Below are 13,476 nucleotides of genomic sequence, written 5' to 3' on the forward strand. Positions count from 1 at the left end.
GGCCTATTCCTGTGCCGTGCGGCGGGGTGCGCGATGATCGGCCCCCACGGCTTCCGCCACCGTGAGGTAACCATCGGCAGCCAGCAGGCGCGCCAGCTCCGCCTTGACCCGGCCCACCAGCCCCGGCCCTTCATAGACCATGGCGGAATAGAACTGCACCAGGCTGGCCCCGGCGCGGATCTTGGCATAGGCATCAGCGCCTGAGGCAATACCGCCCACGCCCACCAGCGGCAGCCGCCCGCCCAGCAGGCGGTAAAACTCGCCCAGCACGCGGGTGGAGGGCGCCATCAGCGGCACGCCCGACAGACCGCCGGCCTGGGATGCCAGTTCCGCCGGAATCTCGGCCGGGCGGGCCAGGGTGGTGTTGGAGACGATCAGCCCGTCAATGCCGCTGTCCAGCACCACCGCGGCAATATCGGCCTTGTCCTCCTCTGTCAGGTCGGGTGCCACCTTCAGCAGCAGCGGCGGGCGCGTGCCCGACCGGGTGCGCGCTTCCAGGCACTGGCCCAGCAGATGGGCCAGTGCGTCGCGCGATTGCAGCGTGCGCAGGCCCGGCGTGTTGGGGGAGGAGACATTGACGACCAGATAATTCACCAGCGGGGCCACCCGTTCGATACAGGCGACATAATCGGTGGCGGCGTCCGCCGTTTCCTTGTTCTTGCCGACATTGCCGCCCACGATGCCGGGGCGGCCATGGCGCTGGCGCAGATGGGTGCAATAGACATCCAGCCCGGCATTGTTGAAGCCGAACCGGTTGATCACCCCGCGCACGTTGGGCACCCGGAACAGCCGGGGCTTGGGGTTGCCCTCCTGCGGGCGCGGCGTGACCGTGCCGCATTCAACAAAACCGAAGCCCAGCCCCAGCATGGCGTCCGGCACCTCGGCATTCTTGTCAAAGCCGGCGGCCAGCCCAACGGGGTTGGGGAAATCAATCCCGAAGACACGGGCGGCCAGCACGGCCGGATCGCGCCCGCCCAAGGGGGGCAGCAGGCCGGTCTTCAGCGCCTTGACCGTCAGGTTATGGGCTTTTTCCGCATCCATCGCCATCAGCAGCGGGCGGGCCAGATGATAAAGGTTGAAACCGGCCATCACACAGCCTCCCCGGCGGCAGCATCGGCCACATGGGCCGGCATGATATGCAGGCCATCATCGCCCAGCGGCAGCGGATCGACCCGCAGCACCGCACCCGGCAGCAGCGGGCCGTAAAGATGGGGGAACAGTTGCCCCCCGCGTGAGGCTTCCCATTTCAGGGCATCGCCGCAGGCATCCGCATCCACGGTCAGCAACAGCAATCCTGTCTGGCCCGTGCGGTGACGGGCGGCACTTTCCGGCAACTGCGTGGCGGTGGAGAAATGGATAAAACCATCCGCCTGATCCTGGGAGGAGCCATTATAGCGGCCGGCGGTCTGGGCCGCCTGCCATTCCAGGCTGCGGCACATGTGAAAGATGGGGTGAGCCATTTTGTCCAATCAGGCGGGGCTGTTCCGGATGCGACCGACACCCTAGCTATAATGCGTTCATTTCGCCAGACCGGTGGCGGGATCGACCGGGGTGGATTTAACCCCCCGATCACGGTTGCAACAGGCCCCCTGTACGAATGTCGGGTGAGGATATCGGACCTCTATACGTCCGAATAGTAGTAATGAACGGGTTTATCAGCATATAGTTCAGTCATGGCCAATGGCCGACCGAACAGCGCCAAATTAAGGAATGCCACGATGAAAGATGCCGCCCGTTCCCTTCATGCCGTGAATGACGCCGCGTTGAGCGACCGTATGCGCCAGGCGTTGAACGAGGTGGAGCAGATGGGCATTCGTGGCCTGACGGCCGTTCCGGTCAAACCTACCCAGGAAATGCTGACGGCAGGCGCGCAGGCCGGCAGCATCAGCATCGAGGCGGCGATGGCGGTTTACACTGCCATGTTGCGCGCCGCTGATTGATGCAACCTTCAGCGCGGTTTTGTGTTCCTGTTCTCGTAGTCTCTCTTCTCTCCCTGTTCTGACCTTAACGCCGCCGGGGTTCGCCACCCCAGCGGCGTTTTCTTTTATGCATTATTGCTGTGACTCAGGCTGCATTACATAGAAGAGGATGCCTGATATTTCCGCCACCGGGCTGGCTGCCGCCACCCAGGCCGGCAGATCGCCGCTGGCATGAAAACAGGTGGCCCCCCGGCTGGGATCGGGTTGGCCGGGGGCCGGGTTCATGGCCCGCCGGACAATGCGCAGGGCCATGGCGAAGGTTGGGTTATGGCTGGTCGACTGCATCATGGCACCATGCAGCGGATGAAAGGGCAGCCGGCAGGCGAACAATTCCCCATCGCGCGCCACATGGCCGGGGCTGACGCCCAGCAACCGCGCCCGGTTGACTGCCATGGCGGCCAGCGCCTCCATCGCCCGCACGCCCAGCGCCGCCGCCGTGGCCCAGATGGAACGGGCCAGTTCATCGGCTGGGTCGCTGCCGATCGCGCGCGGCGGCGGGGCGGGTGGGGCGGTATCGGGGACGAGGCAAGGCCGGCTCATCGCACACCGCCATCGGCCAGACGGCCATCCAGCTTGGTTTCGATGCGCAGCAGATGGCTGGTCAACCGATCTTCCAGCGCCTTCACATCGGCGATGGAGGCATAATTCTTGGCCACTTCCAGCTTATAGGCGGCCAGCGCCTCACGCAGTTGGGCCGAGGTGGTTTCCAGCCCCCGCCGCAGCGGGTCGAGGGCCTGTTCATTATCCTTGCGCGTCTGCTGCACCAGCCAGAACAGCCCGGCCAGCGCCGGCAGTTCAATGGCGGTGATCCACCAGATCAGATCAAGGGTGGGGGCGGGGTTCATTTTGGGGGACTCCTGATCGGGATAGTTGTGTTGGAAAAGGCGCTAAAACACTCTCGTCGGGCGAATTGCTCAGCCTTTCAGACTCTCCCACCGTCATTCCCGCGCAGGCGGGAATCCATCAAACGCTTCCATCAGAGACCGGTGAGAGAATGGCACTGTTGCTTGGATTCCCGCCTGCGCGGGAATGACGGTTGATGAGTGGAAAGCCCCCCGTCACACCGCAAAATCCCCCGCAGCCACCACCAGAGACCGGGCCGACCGGTTTTCCGGCAGTTGCGGGGGGCAGGCCAGGATGGCGCCGGCGGCGGCGTCCAAGCCATCATCATGGCCCTTGCCGCCAGGGCGCCATTCCCGCATTTCCGCCAGAAAAGGCGTGTCGCGGGCGCTGTCATGGATGAACAGGTCACCGCGATAAAGCGGGGCATCCAGGGCCGACAGGATGCGTTCTGCCTTGGGCCGGTTGGAGATTTCGGCCACCACCCGCGCCTTCAGCCCGCGTTCCGTCAGCACCCCGCGCAGGGTTTCCGGCAGGAAGGAGCCGATGCCATTGGCCTCCACATGCACATTGGGGATGGCAAATTCCGCCACCATGTCGGCGATCTGGCCGCATTGCACGGCCCCGGCCTGTTTCTCCATCCCCGCCGGCACCGCCAGATAGCGGATGCGGTGCAGGAAGAACCGGCCCCTGCCGTCCTCGCCCAGCAACACGGCGACACTGCCGTCACCGGCCTTGCGGGCATTGCGGCGGCGGGTTCCCAATGCGGGATCCCACCAGAGCCGCAAAGTGCGCAAGGCACGGTCCGCCAGCCGGAAGCGGGTTTCCCCACCGGCCTGGATGATCTGCAATTCCACCTCATAGGTTTGCAGCCGTTCCGGCTCCAGCCGCCCATCCTCGGTGGAGACCGGGATCAGCAGCATCTGGCTGGTGAACTTGTTGGACCCGCTGCGGCGGCGGATACGTTCAATGGCGTCGGGCGGGAAGCGTTCCGGCCAGGCGGACTGGCCATCCGCCGTCAGCACCGGCTTTTCCAGCCGGGCGAACCCGTCCAGAAACGGCACCTCCTCCCCCAGCTCCGCACAGGGCGCGTGGCTATAGATGGAATGGAAGGTGTGCGGCGTGCCGATATAGAGCAGCAGGCCCCCCGGCGACAGCACATAGGCGATTTCCGCCAGGCGTTGACGCAACTCGGCCCGCTTGCCACTGGTATTGGCACTGTTGGGTACCTCCACATCATCACAGACCACGATATCGGCGTGTGATCCGGTGAAGTTCGCTGTCACCCCCTTGGCCGCCATGGAGGGGTCGCGCCCCACCCGGTCACGGGCGATGATGAATTCCTCCGATCCCCAGAGTTCCGGTTTGGCGGGTTTCAGGCCCTGGCAGGCGGGGTGGCGCTCCACCACCCGCTTGACCGTGCGGACCATCTTTTTCGCCAGATGATAATCGGCAGCCAGCACCAGCACCCGCCGATCCGGCGCCAGATAGAGCAGCCAGGCGCAGAACAGGCCGATCAGGGTGGATTTGCCGCTGTCGCGGAAGGCCAGCAGCAGCAATTCCCGCCTTCCCTGCCGCCATTGCGCCTCCAGCCACTGGCAAATATCGGCGTGCAGGGCCGGCGTGCCCATCCCCTGTTCCCCATTCCACGCCGCGACGAATTGCTGGAAATCCAGCGTCTCAGGCGGGGGCGCTGTCATCGGCAGCGCCCGACCAGATGCCAGGCCGCCCCGTTGGAGAGCGCCACCACCCCGTCATACTGGGCCGCCAGCGTCACCCGCCCGCCATCCGGCCCGGTGGTGCCATCGCCGCTGCTGATGGTGACGGGGTGGCTGCCGGGGTCGGTCTTCTTGATGGTGACGGCGATGCCGCTATTGCCCTCTGCCGGTGCCGGCAGGCGCACTTCCACCGGGCCGGCATAGGCCGATACCAGATAGAATGCTGCCCCCAGATCGGGCTGGAACAGGCCCGCCGCTTCATGGAAATGCAGCGGGGCCGGGCTGCGGCTGGCGGCCGTCACCCACCAGCCGGCCCCGTTGGAAAACACCCGCACATATTCATAGCGCTTGCCCAGCCGCCAGACGCGGCCATCCGGCCCGGTGCCGCTGGCGGCTGTCACCGTCACCACGCCGTCACTGTCATCGGCCTTTTTGATGGTCAGGCTACGGCCAACCGCCTGGGTGGCCGATGGGCTGGGCAGGCGCACCTCCACATCGCCATCGCCGCCGCTGACCAGATAGAGCGACTTGGCCAAATCAGGTTCAAACAACCCGCCCACATCACGGAATTCCGCATTGCCGGGCTGGGCCGTGCCGCCCGTCACCCACCAGTTGGCCCCGTTGGAAATGACCGACACGCTGTCATAACGGCTGGCCAGCACCACCGGCCTGCCATCCGGCCCCGGCCCGCCCAGTTCCGTCACCCGCACCGGGTTGGCGCTGGCATCGGTCTTCTTGATGGTCAACATCCGGCCATTGGCCGTGCTGGCGGCGGGCAGGCGGAATTCCACCTCTCCCCCGAAAGCCGATACCAGATGGGATGTGGAGGTCAGAGCCGCATCCACCAGCCCGCCGGCGTCCGGCTCCACATAGGTGGTGTCGACGCTGAACCCCTCCACCCGCAGGTCGGTGATGTGGGTTTCCTTCAACAGGTTGCGCAGCGGATAGCCGGCATTGACGGCAGTATAGGCGCGCTTGCCCGTCGGATCCCAGATGGGCTGGCCGGCGGTGGCGCTGAACAGGTTGACGATGCCGCTATTCTGGCTGCCATTATCAATACGAATGCCCGGCAAGGCGCCTAAGCTTTCCGCATAGAAATTGACGATCAGATTCTGGTCTGTCGCCGCCCCCAGCCGCATACAGGCTTCAGCACCCGGATGCAGGTTGGCCTCGCAATCGGTGAAGGCATTGTTGAACCGCCCGGCGGAAACAAAGAAGCCGCAGCCGCTCATGGGGGCGGACAGGCTGTAGACACGGATATCCTGGAACTTGTTGGCATTGGGCGTGTCGCCATCGCCTTCCACCGTCAACAGCACACCATGCAGGGCGGGGCGGGCCACCAGCACGCGGGCAATATGGTTCCAGTAACAGGGGCGGTTGGTATCGTCATACCCATCCAGCACCAGCCCGATCAGGCTGTCCCAGATGGAAATGTTCTCCACCACATTCTTCACCGCCGGCCCCTGGCGGCCATAGATCTTCACGCCCGATGCCCCGCCGACAATGCGCAGGTTGCGGAGTGCTGCATAGCCGTCCACCATCTCCACCGCGTTGAATTGGCTTGGATATTCTGGGAGGTTGACGGGGTCATAGGCGGTGGCGCGCGCCTGGATCACACTGCCCTCCCCCTCCCCATAGAGCGTCTGGCCATAGCCCAGCGTGATGGTGGCGCTGGTGCGATAGGTGCCGGCGGGCAGAAAGACGGAGCGATGGGCGGCCAGTGCGGCCAGGATGGCCCCCGTATCATCGGCCACCCCATCACCGACGGCCCCGAAATCCCGCACGGAGACCAGATCGCGCAGCTTGTCCGCCACCGGGCGGGCCACGGCACCCGCCCCATGGGCGCTGGCCTGGGCGGTGGTCGGCAGGGCATCCAGGCCCAGCGCCACCGGGTTGCCGGCCTCGTCAAAGCCCAGCGCCTTGCCGGCCCGCACATCCCGCCCCGGCAACAGGGGGGAGGCCGGCAGATCGGTAGCGGCCAGTTTCAGCATCTTGTCCTGGTCAGCGGCCAGTTGCTGCACCATGGCGGTCAGCCGGTTCAACTGGCTGTTCAGGCTGCGGGCAGAAATCGCCCCGCTTTCCAGGAAATCAGCCTGCCGGTCCAGCGAGACACGGCGTTGAATGGTGATGCGGCTGCCGGCTGCCGGCGGGGTGGCGAAGGTCACGGCCCCGCCACCCGGTTCCCCCAGCCCATCCAGGCTGTAGCCCATGGTGATGGGCGCGTCATCCAGATGCAGGGTCAGGTCCGCCGCCGCATAGACGGGAAAGGCAAAGGCAAAGCGGCTGGCCACGCCATCCGCCAGATAATGCACGCGCGGGCTCACCGCCGGCACGGGGATTGTGTCGGTTGTCATGGGGGGATTCCTGGTTGGCTTGTAAGGGAACGACCGCCACAAGGCCGTCGATGAAACGCGGCGAAAGAATCCGCCATCCCCAAGATGGCGTCTTCGCCCAAACAGATTACCGCTGCTGAACGGTTGAACGGAGAACCGCCAGAGAGGAGAAAGACATCAGGCAATTTCTCACTGGAGAAAAGCAGATGCCCATATTGACTGGCCCTGGACCCTATAGGTCAGTGTCTGATCAGGAGCTTCTGCACATATTCTATCTGAAGCCCATTCGGATTTTTCTCATTGAACTCATCCCCATCGAAGCATCGCCGCCACCGGGCTTCGATGACCCCAGAATAATGCCGCTCTTGAGGCGGATGCTCTATCTGCGCCGCCTGGATACGGCTGACTTACGAAATCTTGCGGAGGAGACTGCCGCACTGCAGAGGGATCGGAACATGATCGCCATATCGGCGCGGCTGTTGTCATTGATGCGAGACGTTTTCCGCTCTCCCTGGGCATTCCCAGCGCTTTTGGAGACTCGTGACGTCTTGGCGTACCATGCTGCTTTCCAGGGGGTTGCTGATGTTACGAGTGTTACCTCAAACGTCACTGCTGCCACGCCAACTGCTATTGCTTTGAACCGTTTGGGAAAATTCGCGGGAGCAGTGGTTGCACACACCACATATATGTCCATTTTAACAAATCGATATTACAGCGTTTATTTGCAGAAAATGGACAGAGAACTGAATCTCCGCGGCTTCAATACGGAGACAATGGAATGATGAAACCAGAATCCAAAATATCATTTTTTATATTAAATTTTTCTATTTTCTTATCCAATTGTGGATTTTTGTATTTTCTAGAAAAAGAATATCCAATAAATGCCGGATACATATTTCCCTCCACCTTAGTCGGCATCGCTATCAGCGCCATTTTTCAGCGCCTGCGTTTCGGGCGGGAGGAAGGTTGGCGTATCCGATACGCGCCATCGGTTTTCCTAGCATTCAATCTGGGCTTCGATCTGGTGTTTGTGCCGATGGCGCTGTTCGGCCCACACGGAGGATGAACTCAACGCAAACCCCTACCGCCGCGCCAGCCGCTCGAGCCGCTGGCGTTCCTGCAGCTCCGACAGTTCCAGCAGGTTGCGCTGATATTCGCTCTGTTCCTGCTGTTCCAGCGCCTTGATGCGCAGGGCATTCAGGCGGTCGGCGTCGGCCTTTTCCTCCTCCGCCTCCCGCGTCTGGCCCAGCAGGATCGCCTCCCCCGACCCATCGGCGGTGGAAATCCCCTGTGACCCCAGTTGTGCCCGGGTGCGGCCCACGGCACGGCGCAGGGCGCGCTGGCGTTTGCGTTCGTCGGATGCCGAGTTGGTGGCGATCTGGTCGGCCTGGTTCTGCACATTGGCCCGTAAAGCGGTGGTATCCGCATCCTGGCGGGCGCGCAGGCTGTTCAGGTCCGATTGCTGGCGTTCGGCCAACTGCTTTTCCGCCTTACGGTCCGTCGCCCCGGTCAGGTCGCGCACCTGCTTGACGGTGCTTTTGACCGTATTGACGGCGGACAGGGCGGAAAGGGCGGGGGTGGTGATACCAGCCATCAGTCATTCACCTTCATCTCTTGGGTCACGGACAGCAATGTGAAGGGCAGCGGCCGGTCCTCCATGATGCGCCAGGGCGGGCGCACCGGGTCCAGCGACCAGCCCAGCGTGGCGATGCGTTTTTCTCCGGTGAAGGGGGGCGGGGCCGTATCGGTCAGGGTGGGCACGGCCAGGGGGCCGGTGGTCCGCCGCAGCGGCACTTCCACCGGCCCCCGCCCCAGGTCGGCGCGCAGCAGGGGCGTATCCTTCAAACGGAAGGTCACGGCCAGCAGACGGGCGCGCCGTCCCTGTCCCTCTGCCGCCACAGGGTTGGGCGGCATGGGTTCGATAATATGGCTGAAGGGCAATCCTGCCTGGATGCTGCGGGCCGCTTCCGGCAGGCGGATGCGACCGGCCGCCACCGGCCGGTCAGGCATCAACTTGCCATCGGCCAGCACGCGGGCCTTGCGCCCATCCAGATGGTCCAGCCCCTTCCAGCGGCTGGTGGCGGTGGCGACCGATCCGGTCAGGCCGCTATCCACGCCCAGCGTGGCATCCCATGCCTCTACCACCACCGCCCCGTCGCGTTCGACCAGCCAATAGATCACCCCGCCCACCAGCGCGATGGAGAGGATGCGGCCCTGGGTAGTGATCCGCGTCCAGGCGCTGACCTGTTCGGCGCGGTAGAGCGTCAGCGCGGCCAGCGTGCCATCTTCCTGCACCGCCAGCAGCAGCCGACGCCCCGCATCATGTTCCAGTTCCACCGTGCCGGGCAGCAGATGGCGAGCCATCACGGACAGGTCGGTGGCGGCATAGGACCGGTCCAGATCAGTCCAGAGGAATTCGCGGATGCTGCCATCGGCGGCGGCGAAAATGGTGGCGCCATCCACCTCCCGCGGGGGGATTTGCCGGCTGACCGGGCTGCCGATGCGGGTCTGCCGGTCCAGCCGGATGGCGGCCGGGGTCAGCGGTTCCCCCGTCACCGCCCATTCACCGCCGGTGGTGAAGACCTGCAAATGCCGGCCGGAGAAGATGCGGCGGATCGGGTTCACCTCATCCGACAGGATGGCGAATTCAATGGCGCTGTCATCTTCCCCCTTGCCCAGGTCGAAATTGAACAGGTCGCCGGATTTAGACAGCCACAGCCGGTTGGGCAGATCGCGCGACCCGCCAATGACCAGCCGGTCCTGGTGGAACCCCACGCTGACCGGCCAGCCGCGCATGGCGGAAAAGGCGGCCTCGTCCCAATCGGCCGTCGGCTTCAGATGGGGCAGGCTGTCCACCACATCCCATTCCACCTCCGTGGGGGAGCGCACGGCGGCAATCCGCCCCGGCTGGCGATGCACCCGCAGCGCCATGCCTTCATGCCCGACGCCGAAAACCGGGGCCGACGCCCGCAGCCGCACCCGCCCGGTCAGGGCCGACGGCGTCAGCGTCACCGACGCCTCGGCAAAGCGGAAGAAGGGGATGCGGGGCCGCCCCGCCTCCTCCACAAATTCCCAGGGTTGCAGCCGCCATTGATCAGTGCCCAGCCGGGTCAACCGTTGCGGCGGCACCTCCGGGTGGCAGACCAGCAGCACGTCACCACTCTGCGCCCATTGGATGGCGGGCAACTGATCCAGGGTCCAGGGCGTGGGCAGGCGGGCCAGCACCGCATCATTGGCGAAGATGGTGACCTGCCGGTCGGTAAAGGCCAGCAGATGCGTCTGTTGGGTGGAAAAGGTGAAGGCGACCAGCCGGCCCCGCCCCGCCAGGCTGGCGATGAAGGCCGTGCCGGGCCGGCGGGTGACGCCGCCGGTCGGCTCCACCAGCACATTGGTCAGGTCCAGCGCGCCATTGTCAAAGGCGCGCAGATCGCCACGCCCCAGCAGGGCGCGGCTGACACAGCCACCGGTAAAGCTGGTTTTGACGGGGCGGAGACGGGTCATGTGAATCGGGCCTCGATCAAAGAGAAATCGGTGAAGCCGGGCTGGCTGTCCTGCCCGGCATCGATCTGCCGGGCGCGGCGGAATTCCGTTTCCGCCAGCCGGTTCAGGCTGTCGGCGCGGCTGCTGTTTTCGGTCAGCGGCACACAGAATTCCGCCGCCAGCCGGGCGATCAGCGCCTGGGCGAAGAAGGCGGGGAACGTCTCCTCCGCCACCCGGGCGATATAGGTCAGCACCACAGCGGGCGCGTCGCAGAGCAACGCCGCCCCCTGGATACGATATTCCAGCCCCCGCCCGCGCCCGGCGGTACCCAGCGACAGGGCGCGCAGGAAATCATCCGGCAGGGCGAAACCATGGGCGAAATCGGCGGGCGGGGGTGCTGCCAGCCGCGCCAGGGGGGCCTGACGGGTGGCAAAGCTCCAGCCATTGGCGGCCAGCAGCGCATCACGGCAGCCGGGATAAAGCCCGGCCGCCAGTTCGGCCTCCGCCGTGCCATCCTGAAAACTGGCAAGCGGGGCCGCCCCGATCTTCATCAGGGCGCGGGCACACAGCCCGATGGCGGGGTCGGTCATGGGGGAAACCTTTATTGGGGGGGCCGCAGGGATGCCATCCCCCACCACCGTCACCCCGGCGCAGGCCGGGGTCCAGCATCGTAGAGCAAAGCGCTTGTGGCCCCTGGACCCCGGCCTGCGCCGGGGTGACGGTGGGAAAGGCGATGTGGATATGCAAATATAAGCGGCGGGCCAACGCCCCCCTTTAATCGCTATCCACCGCCCCCACGGGCGTCAGGTCAGACACGTCGACCGTGCCGCCATTGTTGGCATTGACCAGCAGGATGCCGGCGGCAGAGGCGCCTCCGGTGCCGGTATTGGCCAGGATCATGTCGCCCAGGCGCAGCATATGGCTGGCCGCGTTGAAATAGCCCGTCACCCGCACGGCGGTATGGGCATCTTGCGTGGTGTAGTGCCAGAGCGTGAAACCATTGGCATAGGCCAGCACGCTCAGGTCTTTCGGCAGAAAGGCCATGGGTCAGGTTCCTTCAACATTGGATACAGGGAGCGGATGGGCATGGGGCGGTAGCACCGCCCCCGCCGCTTATTCCTTGCAGGCCAGCGTCACCACGCCGTCGCCATCAATCAGGCAGGCGCCCTGCGACATCATGTTGTTGACGAAATGGGCGGCACGGTCGCCATGCCAGGTGACATCGGTGGCGACATCCGCCCCGCTGGCATGGCCGATGGCGGTGCGGTGGTACCAGTGGCAGAGCCGGGCGCCGCTGCCTGTGCGCGTCAGCCCGGAATGCGGCATCCACAGCGTGCCCAGCCAGCGCTTGGCCTGGGTGCCGCGCCAAGGCAACTCACCATCACCGACATAATTGGCATTGGCAAATTCCTCGATCCCCAGCAACTGGCTCCACTGCTTCCAGCCGACAATGGCAAAGCGCTGGCCATCATCGGGCACGTCGCTGCCGCCCAGCAGCTCGAACGCCGTCAGCACCTTGTCGCGGGTCAACCCGTCGCTGTCGGCCCCGGCCAGCCGGGTGTTCTTATCCAGCTGTGCGATGATCAGCTCATCCGTCTTGCGGCCCAGCGCATAGGCGCCGGCATTGGCGATGACGCCGCGCTCGTCACCGTTGGTCTTCAGCTCATCCAGCTTATCGACCCAATCGCCGGCATAATAATCGGCCAGCAGGCATTCCACGCTGCCATGGTCGACATTCATCACCGGCACCGGCGCATTGCGCGCCTTGGTGGAAGCGGTGCCCTTGCCGACCTTCTGGAAGGTCGTGCTGGCGCCCTGAACCGTGCCTTTCGACCGCACGGTGGCGCGCAGTTTGGACCCCTGGCGCTGGTAGGCTTCATGCACTTCGCGTTCGAACTGTTTCACAAAGGCCTTTTCAATATCGATGGCCATCCTCTGGATTTCCTTCCTATGGAGGGGCGGCCGGGTGCGGTTGCCGGGCACCCGTGACGGGCGCGTCCGACCGGTATCGGCGCGGGGGCTTGGGGCAGACTTCCCAAAGAATCCGCCGGCGGCCAGGCCCCGGGCGCAAAGAAGCGCCTGGCGGGTTATCAGGCACCGGCGGCAGTGTCAGAACAGGGAAGCGAAGAGGCGTCAGCCGCCGATCACCATGGACATGGTTCGGGCGTTGACAAGAACAGATATAGGATATTGATCCTAAGACTGTCAATCAAAATTCCATCACCCCGAAGCACTTCTCCTTTTGGAGACGCGATGGCATCCTAGAACCATCGCTACCAAGGGATGCATTCAGTGAATATCTACAAGCCGAACATGTTCATCCCGACCTATGCCCCGATCGAACGGACGGACTGGCGGATCTCGATTACCGAGATGGTCTTATGCAAAGGCTATTGGAGCCCGGCCCTCTTCTGCCAGAACATGGTCGCCTTGTTACGCCGAGGGGCCGACGGGCGGATGGAGACCTGGATGTCTACCAGCCCGATGGAACTGGAGAGCCAGGAGCTGGGCTGTCAGGCGGCAACGGGCCATGTGGTGGTGATGGGCATGGGCATGGGCTGGGCAGTGGCCAATACCGCGCTGAACCCGGCAGTCACCCGCGTCACCGTGGTGGAATATGATCCGACCGTGCTGGGCATTATCCGGGAATTGGGCGTGCTGGAACAGCTGCCGCCGGACGTGCAAGCGAAAATCCATATTGTCCAGGGGGATGCCTATGAATATCGGCCCGACCAGCCGGTGGACCTGCTCATGCCGGATATCTGGCTGTGGCTGATGAATGATACGCGGCTGGCGGAGGTTGGGCAGATGGCCGCCAATTGCCAGCCCAGGCAGATTTACTTCTGGGGGCAGGAAATGGAAATCGCCCGCCATGCCCGCGCCCGCAATATCGTGCTGAATGATGCGGGGGTGCGGCGGGTGATTGACGGTTTCGGCTTGCCGCTGCTGGTGCCCGACGGGGTGGATTACCCAGACCTGATCGCCAAGGCGGCAGAAGGCTGGATGAATGACCGCTGGCTGCCGAGCAAGTTTTAACCTGCTGAAAGCCGATATCCGGCCATCACGGATAAGGCATTGCCTCAACCGATTTAAGAAAACAAATTTTGCTGCAATGCGCTGCTGGCG

15 protein-coding genes are annotated in these 13,476 nt (G+C 64.3%); 4 read left to right on the forward strand and 11 right to left on the reverse strand.

The features are described from left to right. Positions 1-3 precede the first annotated feature (3 nt). Together GE253_RS02820 and GE253_RS02825 are read right to left on the reverse strand one after the other, a co-directional pair. Entirely contained in the window at positions 4-1,089 is a 1,086-nt protein-coding gene (locus tag GE253_RS02820) for a quinone-dependent dihydroorotate dehydrogenase (RefSeq protein WP_153202576.1), read from the reverse strand. Further along, positions 1,089-1,460: a DUF952 domain-containing protein gene (locus GE253_RS02825; protein WP_173012460.1), complete on the reverse strand. Its 372-nt coding sequence runs from the start codon at positions 1,458-1,460 to the stop codon at positions 1,089-1,091. Before GE253_RS02825 ends, GE253_RS02820 begins: the two co-directional genes overlap by 1 nt. 258 nt (positions 1,461-1,718) lie before the next feature. Between GE253_RS02825 and GE253_RS02830 the strand changes: the two genes are divergently transcribed. After that, a complete protein-coding gene (locus tag GE253_RS02830) occupies positions 1,719-1,940 on the forward strand; it encodes a hypothetical protein (protein WP_153202577.1) in 222 nt (73 codons plus the stop codon). A 111-nt stretch (positions 1,941-2,051) separates the two neighbouring features. Here GE253_RS02830 and GE253_RS02835 read toward each other — a convergent pair whose 3' ends face one another. The 4 genes from GE253_RS02835 to GE253_RS02850 all read right to left on the reverse strand — a co-directional run bounded on the left by GE253_RS02835 (position 2,052) and on the right by GE253_RS02850 (position 6,891). Further along, a complete protein-coding gene (locus tag GE253_RS02835) occupies positions 2,052-2,519 on the reverse strand; it encodes a cell wall hydrolase (RefSeq protein WP_153202578.1) in 468 nt (155 codons plus the stop codon). Then, positions 2,516-2,824: a hypothetical protein gene (locus GE253_RS02840; protein WP_153202579.1), complete on the reverse strand. Its 309-nt coding sequence runs from the start codon at positions 2,822-2,824 to the stop codon at positions 2,516-2,518. The genes GE253_RS02835 and GE253_RS02840 overlap by 4 nt, the downstream gene beginning before the upstream one ends. 213 nt (positions 2,825-3,037) lie before the next feature. Then, positions 3,038-4,519, reverse strand: a complete 1,482-nt coding sequence (gene terL / locus GE253_RS02845) for a phage terminase large subunit (protein ID WP_153202580.1) — start codon at positions 4,517-4,519, stop codon at positions 3,038-3,040. Further along, positions 4,516-6,891 (reverse strand): glycosyl hydrolase family 28-related protein, encoded by a 2,376-nt coding sequence (locus GE253_RS02850; protein ID WP_153202581.1) that lies wholly within the window; start codon positions 6,889-6,891, stop codon positions 4,516-4,518. Before GE253_RS02850 ends, terL begins: the two co-directional genes overlap by 4 nt. 221 nt (positions 6,892-7,112) lie before the next feature. Between GE253_RS02850 and GE253_RS02855 the strand changes: the two genes are divergently transcribed. Next, positions 7,113-7,652, forward strand: a complete 540-nt coding sequence (locus tag GE253_RS02855; RefSeq protein ID WP_153202582.1) for a hypothetical protein — start codon at positions 7,113-7,115, stop codon at positions 7,650-7,652. Then, the gene (locus tag GE253_RS02860) at positions 7,649-7,936 is read left to right on the forward strand and encodes a hypothetical protein (RefSeq protein ID WP_153202583.1); all 288 of its coding nucleotides are present in this window, start codon (positions 7,649-7,651) and stop codon (positions 7,934-7,936) included. Before GE253_RS02855 ends, GE253_RS02860 begins: the two co-directional genes overlap by 4 nt. Positions 7,937-7,951: 15 nt before the next feature. On the opposite strand, the gene GE253_RS02865 is transcribed toward GE253_RS02860, so the two are convergent. The 5 genes from GE253_RS02865 to GE253_RS02885 all read right to left on the reverse strand — a co-directional run bounded on the left by GE253_RS02865 (position 7,952) and on the right by GE253_RS02885 (position 12,282). Further along, entirely contained in the window at positions 7,952-8,464 is a 513-nt protein-coding gene (locus GE253_RS02865) for a hypothetical protein (protein WP_153202584.1), read from the reverse strand. Next, positions 8,464-10,371: a hypothetical protein gene (locus GE253_RS02870; protein ID WP_153202585.1), complete on the reverse strand. Its 1,908-nt coding sequence runs from the start codon at positions 10,369-10,371 to the stop codon at positions 8,464-8,466. The genes GE253_RS02865 and GE253_RS02870 overlap by 1 nt, the downstream gene beginning before the upstream one ends. Further along, positions 10,368-10,940 carry a hypothetical protein gene (locus tag GE253_RS02875; protein ID WP_153202586.1) on the reverse strand — a complete coding sequence of 191 codons (573 nt, stop codon included), beginning with the start codon at positions 10,938-10,940 and terminating at the stop codon, positions 10,368-10,370. Before GE253_RS02875 ends, GE253_RS02870 begins: the two co-directional genes overlap by 4 nt. Before the next feature lie 184 nt (positions 10,941-11,124). Next, on the reverse strand, positions 11,125-11,394 hold the full coding sequence (locus tag GE253_RS02880; RefSeq protein WP_153202587.1) for a hypothetical protein: 270 nt from the start codon (positions 11,392-11,394) through the stop codon (positions 11,125-11,127). Between the two features lie 69 nt (positions 11,395-11,463). Next, a complete protein-coding gene (locus tag GE253_RS02885; RefSeq protein WP_153202588.1) occupies positions 11,464-12,282 on the reverse strand; it encodes a phage capsid protein in 819 nt (272 codons plus the stop codon). Positions 12,283-12,642: 360 nt separating this feature from the next. Between GE253_RS02885 and GE253_RS02890 the strand changes: the two genes are divergently transcribed. Continuing rightward, entirely contained in the window at positions 12,643-13,386 is a 744-nt protein-coding gene (locus tag GE253_RS02890; RefSeq protein ID WP_348770762.1) for a hypothetical protein, read from the forward strand. Positions 13,387-13,476 lie beyond the last annotated feature (90 nt).

Origin of the sequence: Niveispirillum sp. SYP-B3756, from assembly GCF_009495745.1 — a bacterium.
Taxonomy (GTDB): Bacteria; Pseudomonadota; Alphaproteobacteria; order Azospirillales; family Azospirillaceae; genus Niveispirillum.

What these genes read in the sequence shown, in the direction of transcription:
- GE253_RS02820 (WP_153202576.1), bottom strand. Translation starts at nt 1,089, where the DNA reads ATGGCCGGTTTCAACCTTTATCATCTGGCCCGCCCGCTGCTGATGGCG.
- GE253_RS02825 (WP_173012460.1), bottom strand. Translation starts at nt 1,460, where the DNA reads ATGGCTCACCCCATCTTTCACATGTGCCGCAGCCTGGAATGGCAGGCG.
- GE253_RS02830 (WP_153202577.1), top strand. Translation starts at nt 1,719, where the DNA reads ATGAAAGATGCCGCCCGTTCCCTTCATGCCGTGAATGACGCCGCGTTG.
- GE253_RS02835 (WP_153202578.1), bottom strand. Translation starts at nt 2,519, where the DNA reads ATGAGCCGGCCTTGCCTCGTCCCCGATACCGCCCCACCCGCCCCGCCG.
- GE253_RS02840 (WP_153202579.1), bottom strand. Translation starts at nt 2,824, where the DNA reads ATGAACCCCGCCCCCACCCTTGATCTGATCTGGTGGATCACCGCCATT.
- terL (WP_153202580.1), bottom strand. Translation starts at nt 4,519, where the DNA reads ATGACAGCGCCCCCGCCTGAGACGCTGGATTTCCAGCAATTCGTCGCG.
- GE253_RS02850 (WP_153202581.1), bottom strand. Translation starts at nt 6,891, where the DNA reads ATGACAACCGACACAATCCCCGTGCCGGCGGTGAGCCCGCGCGTGCAT.
- GE253_RS02860 (WP_153202583.1), top strand. Translation starts at nt 7,649, where the DNA reads ATGATGAAACCAGAATCCAAAATATCATTTTTTATATTAAATTTTTCT.
- GE253_RS02865 (WP_153202584.1), bottom strand. Translation starts at nt 8,464, where the DNA reads ATGGCTGGTATCACCACCCCCGCCCTTTCCGCCCTGTCCGCCGTCAAT.
- GE253_RS02870 (WP_153202585.1), bottom strand. Translation starts at nt 10,371, where the DNA reads ATGACCCGTCTCCGCCCCGTCAAAACCAGCTTTACCGGTGGCTGTGTC.
- GE253_RS02875 (WP_153202586.1), bottom strand. Translation starts at nt 10,940, where the DNA reads ATGACCGACCCCGCCATCGGGCTGTGTGCCCGCGCCCTGATGAAGATC.
- GE253_RS02880 (WP_153202587.1), bottom strand. Translation starts at nt 11,394, where the DNA reads ATGGCCTTTCTGCCGAAAGACCTGAGCGTGCTGGCCTATGCCAATGGT.
- GE253_RS02885 (WP_153202588.1), bottom strand. Translation starts at nt 12,282, where the DNA reads ATGGCCATCGATATTGAAAAGGCCTTTGTGAAACAGTTCGAACGCGAA.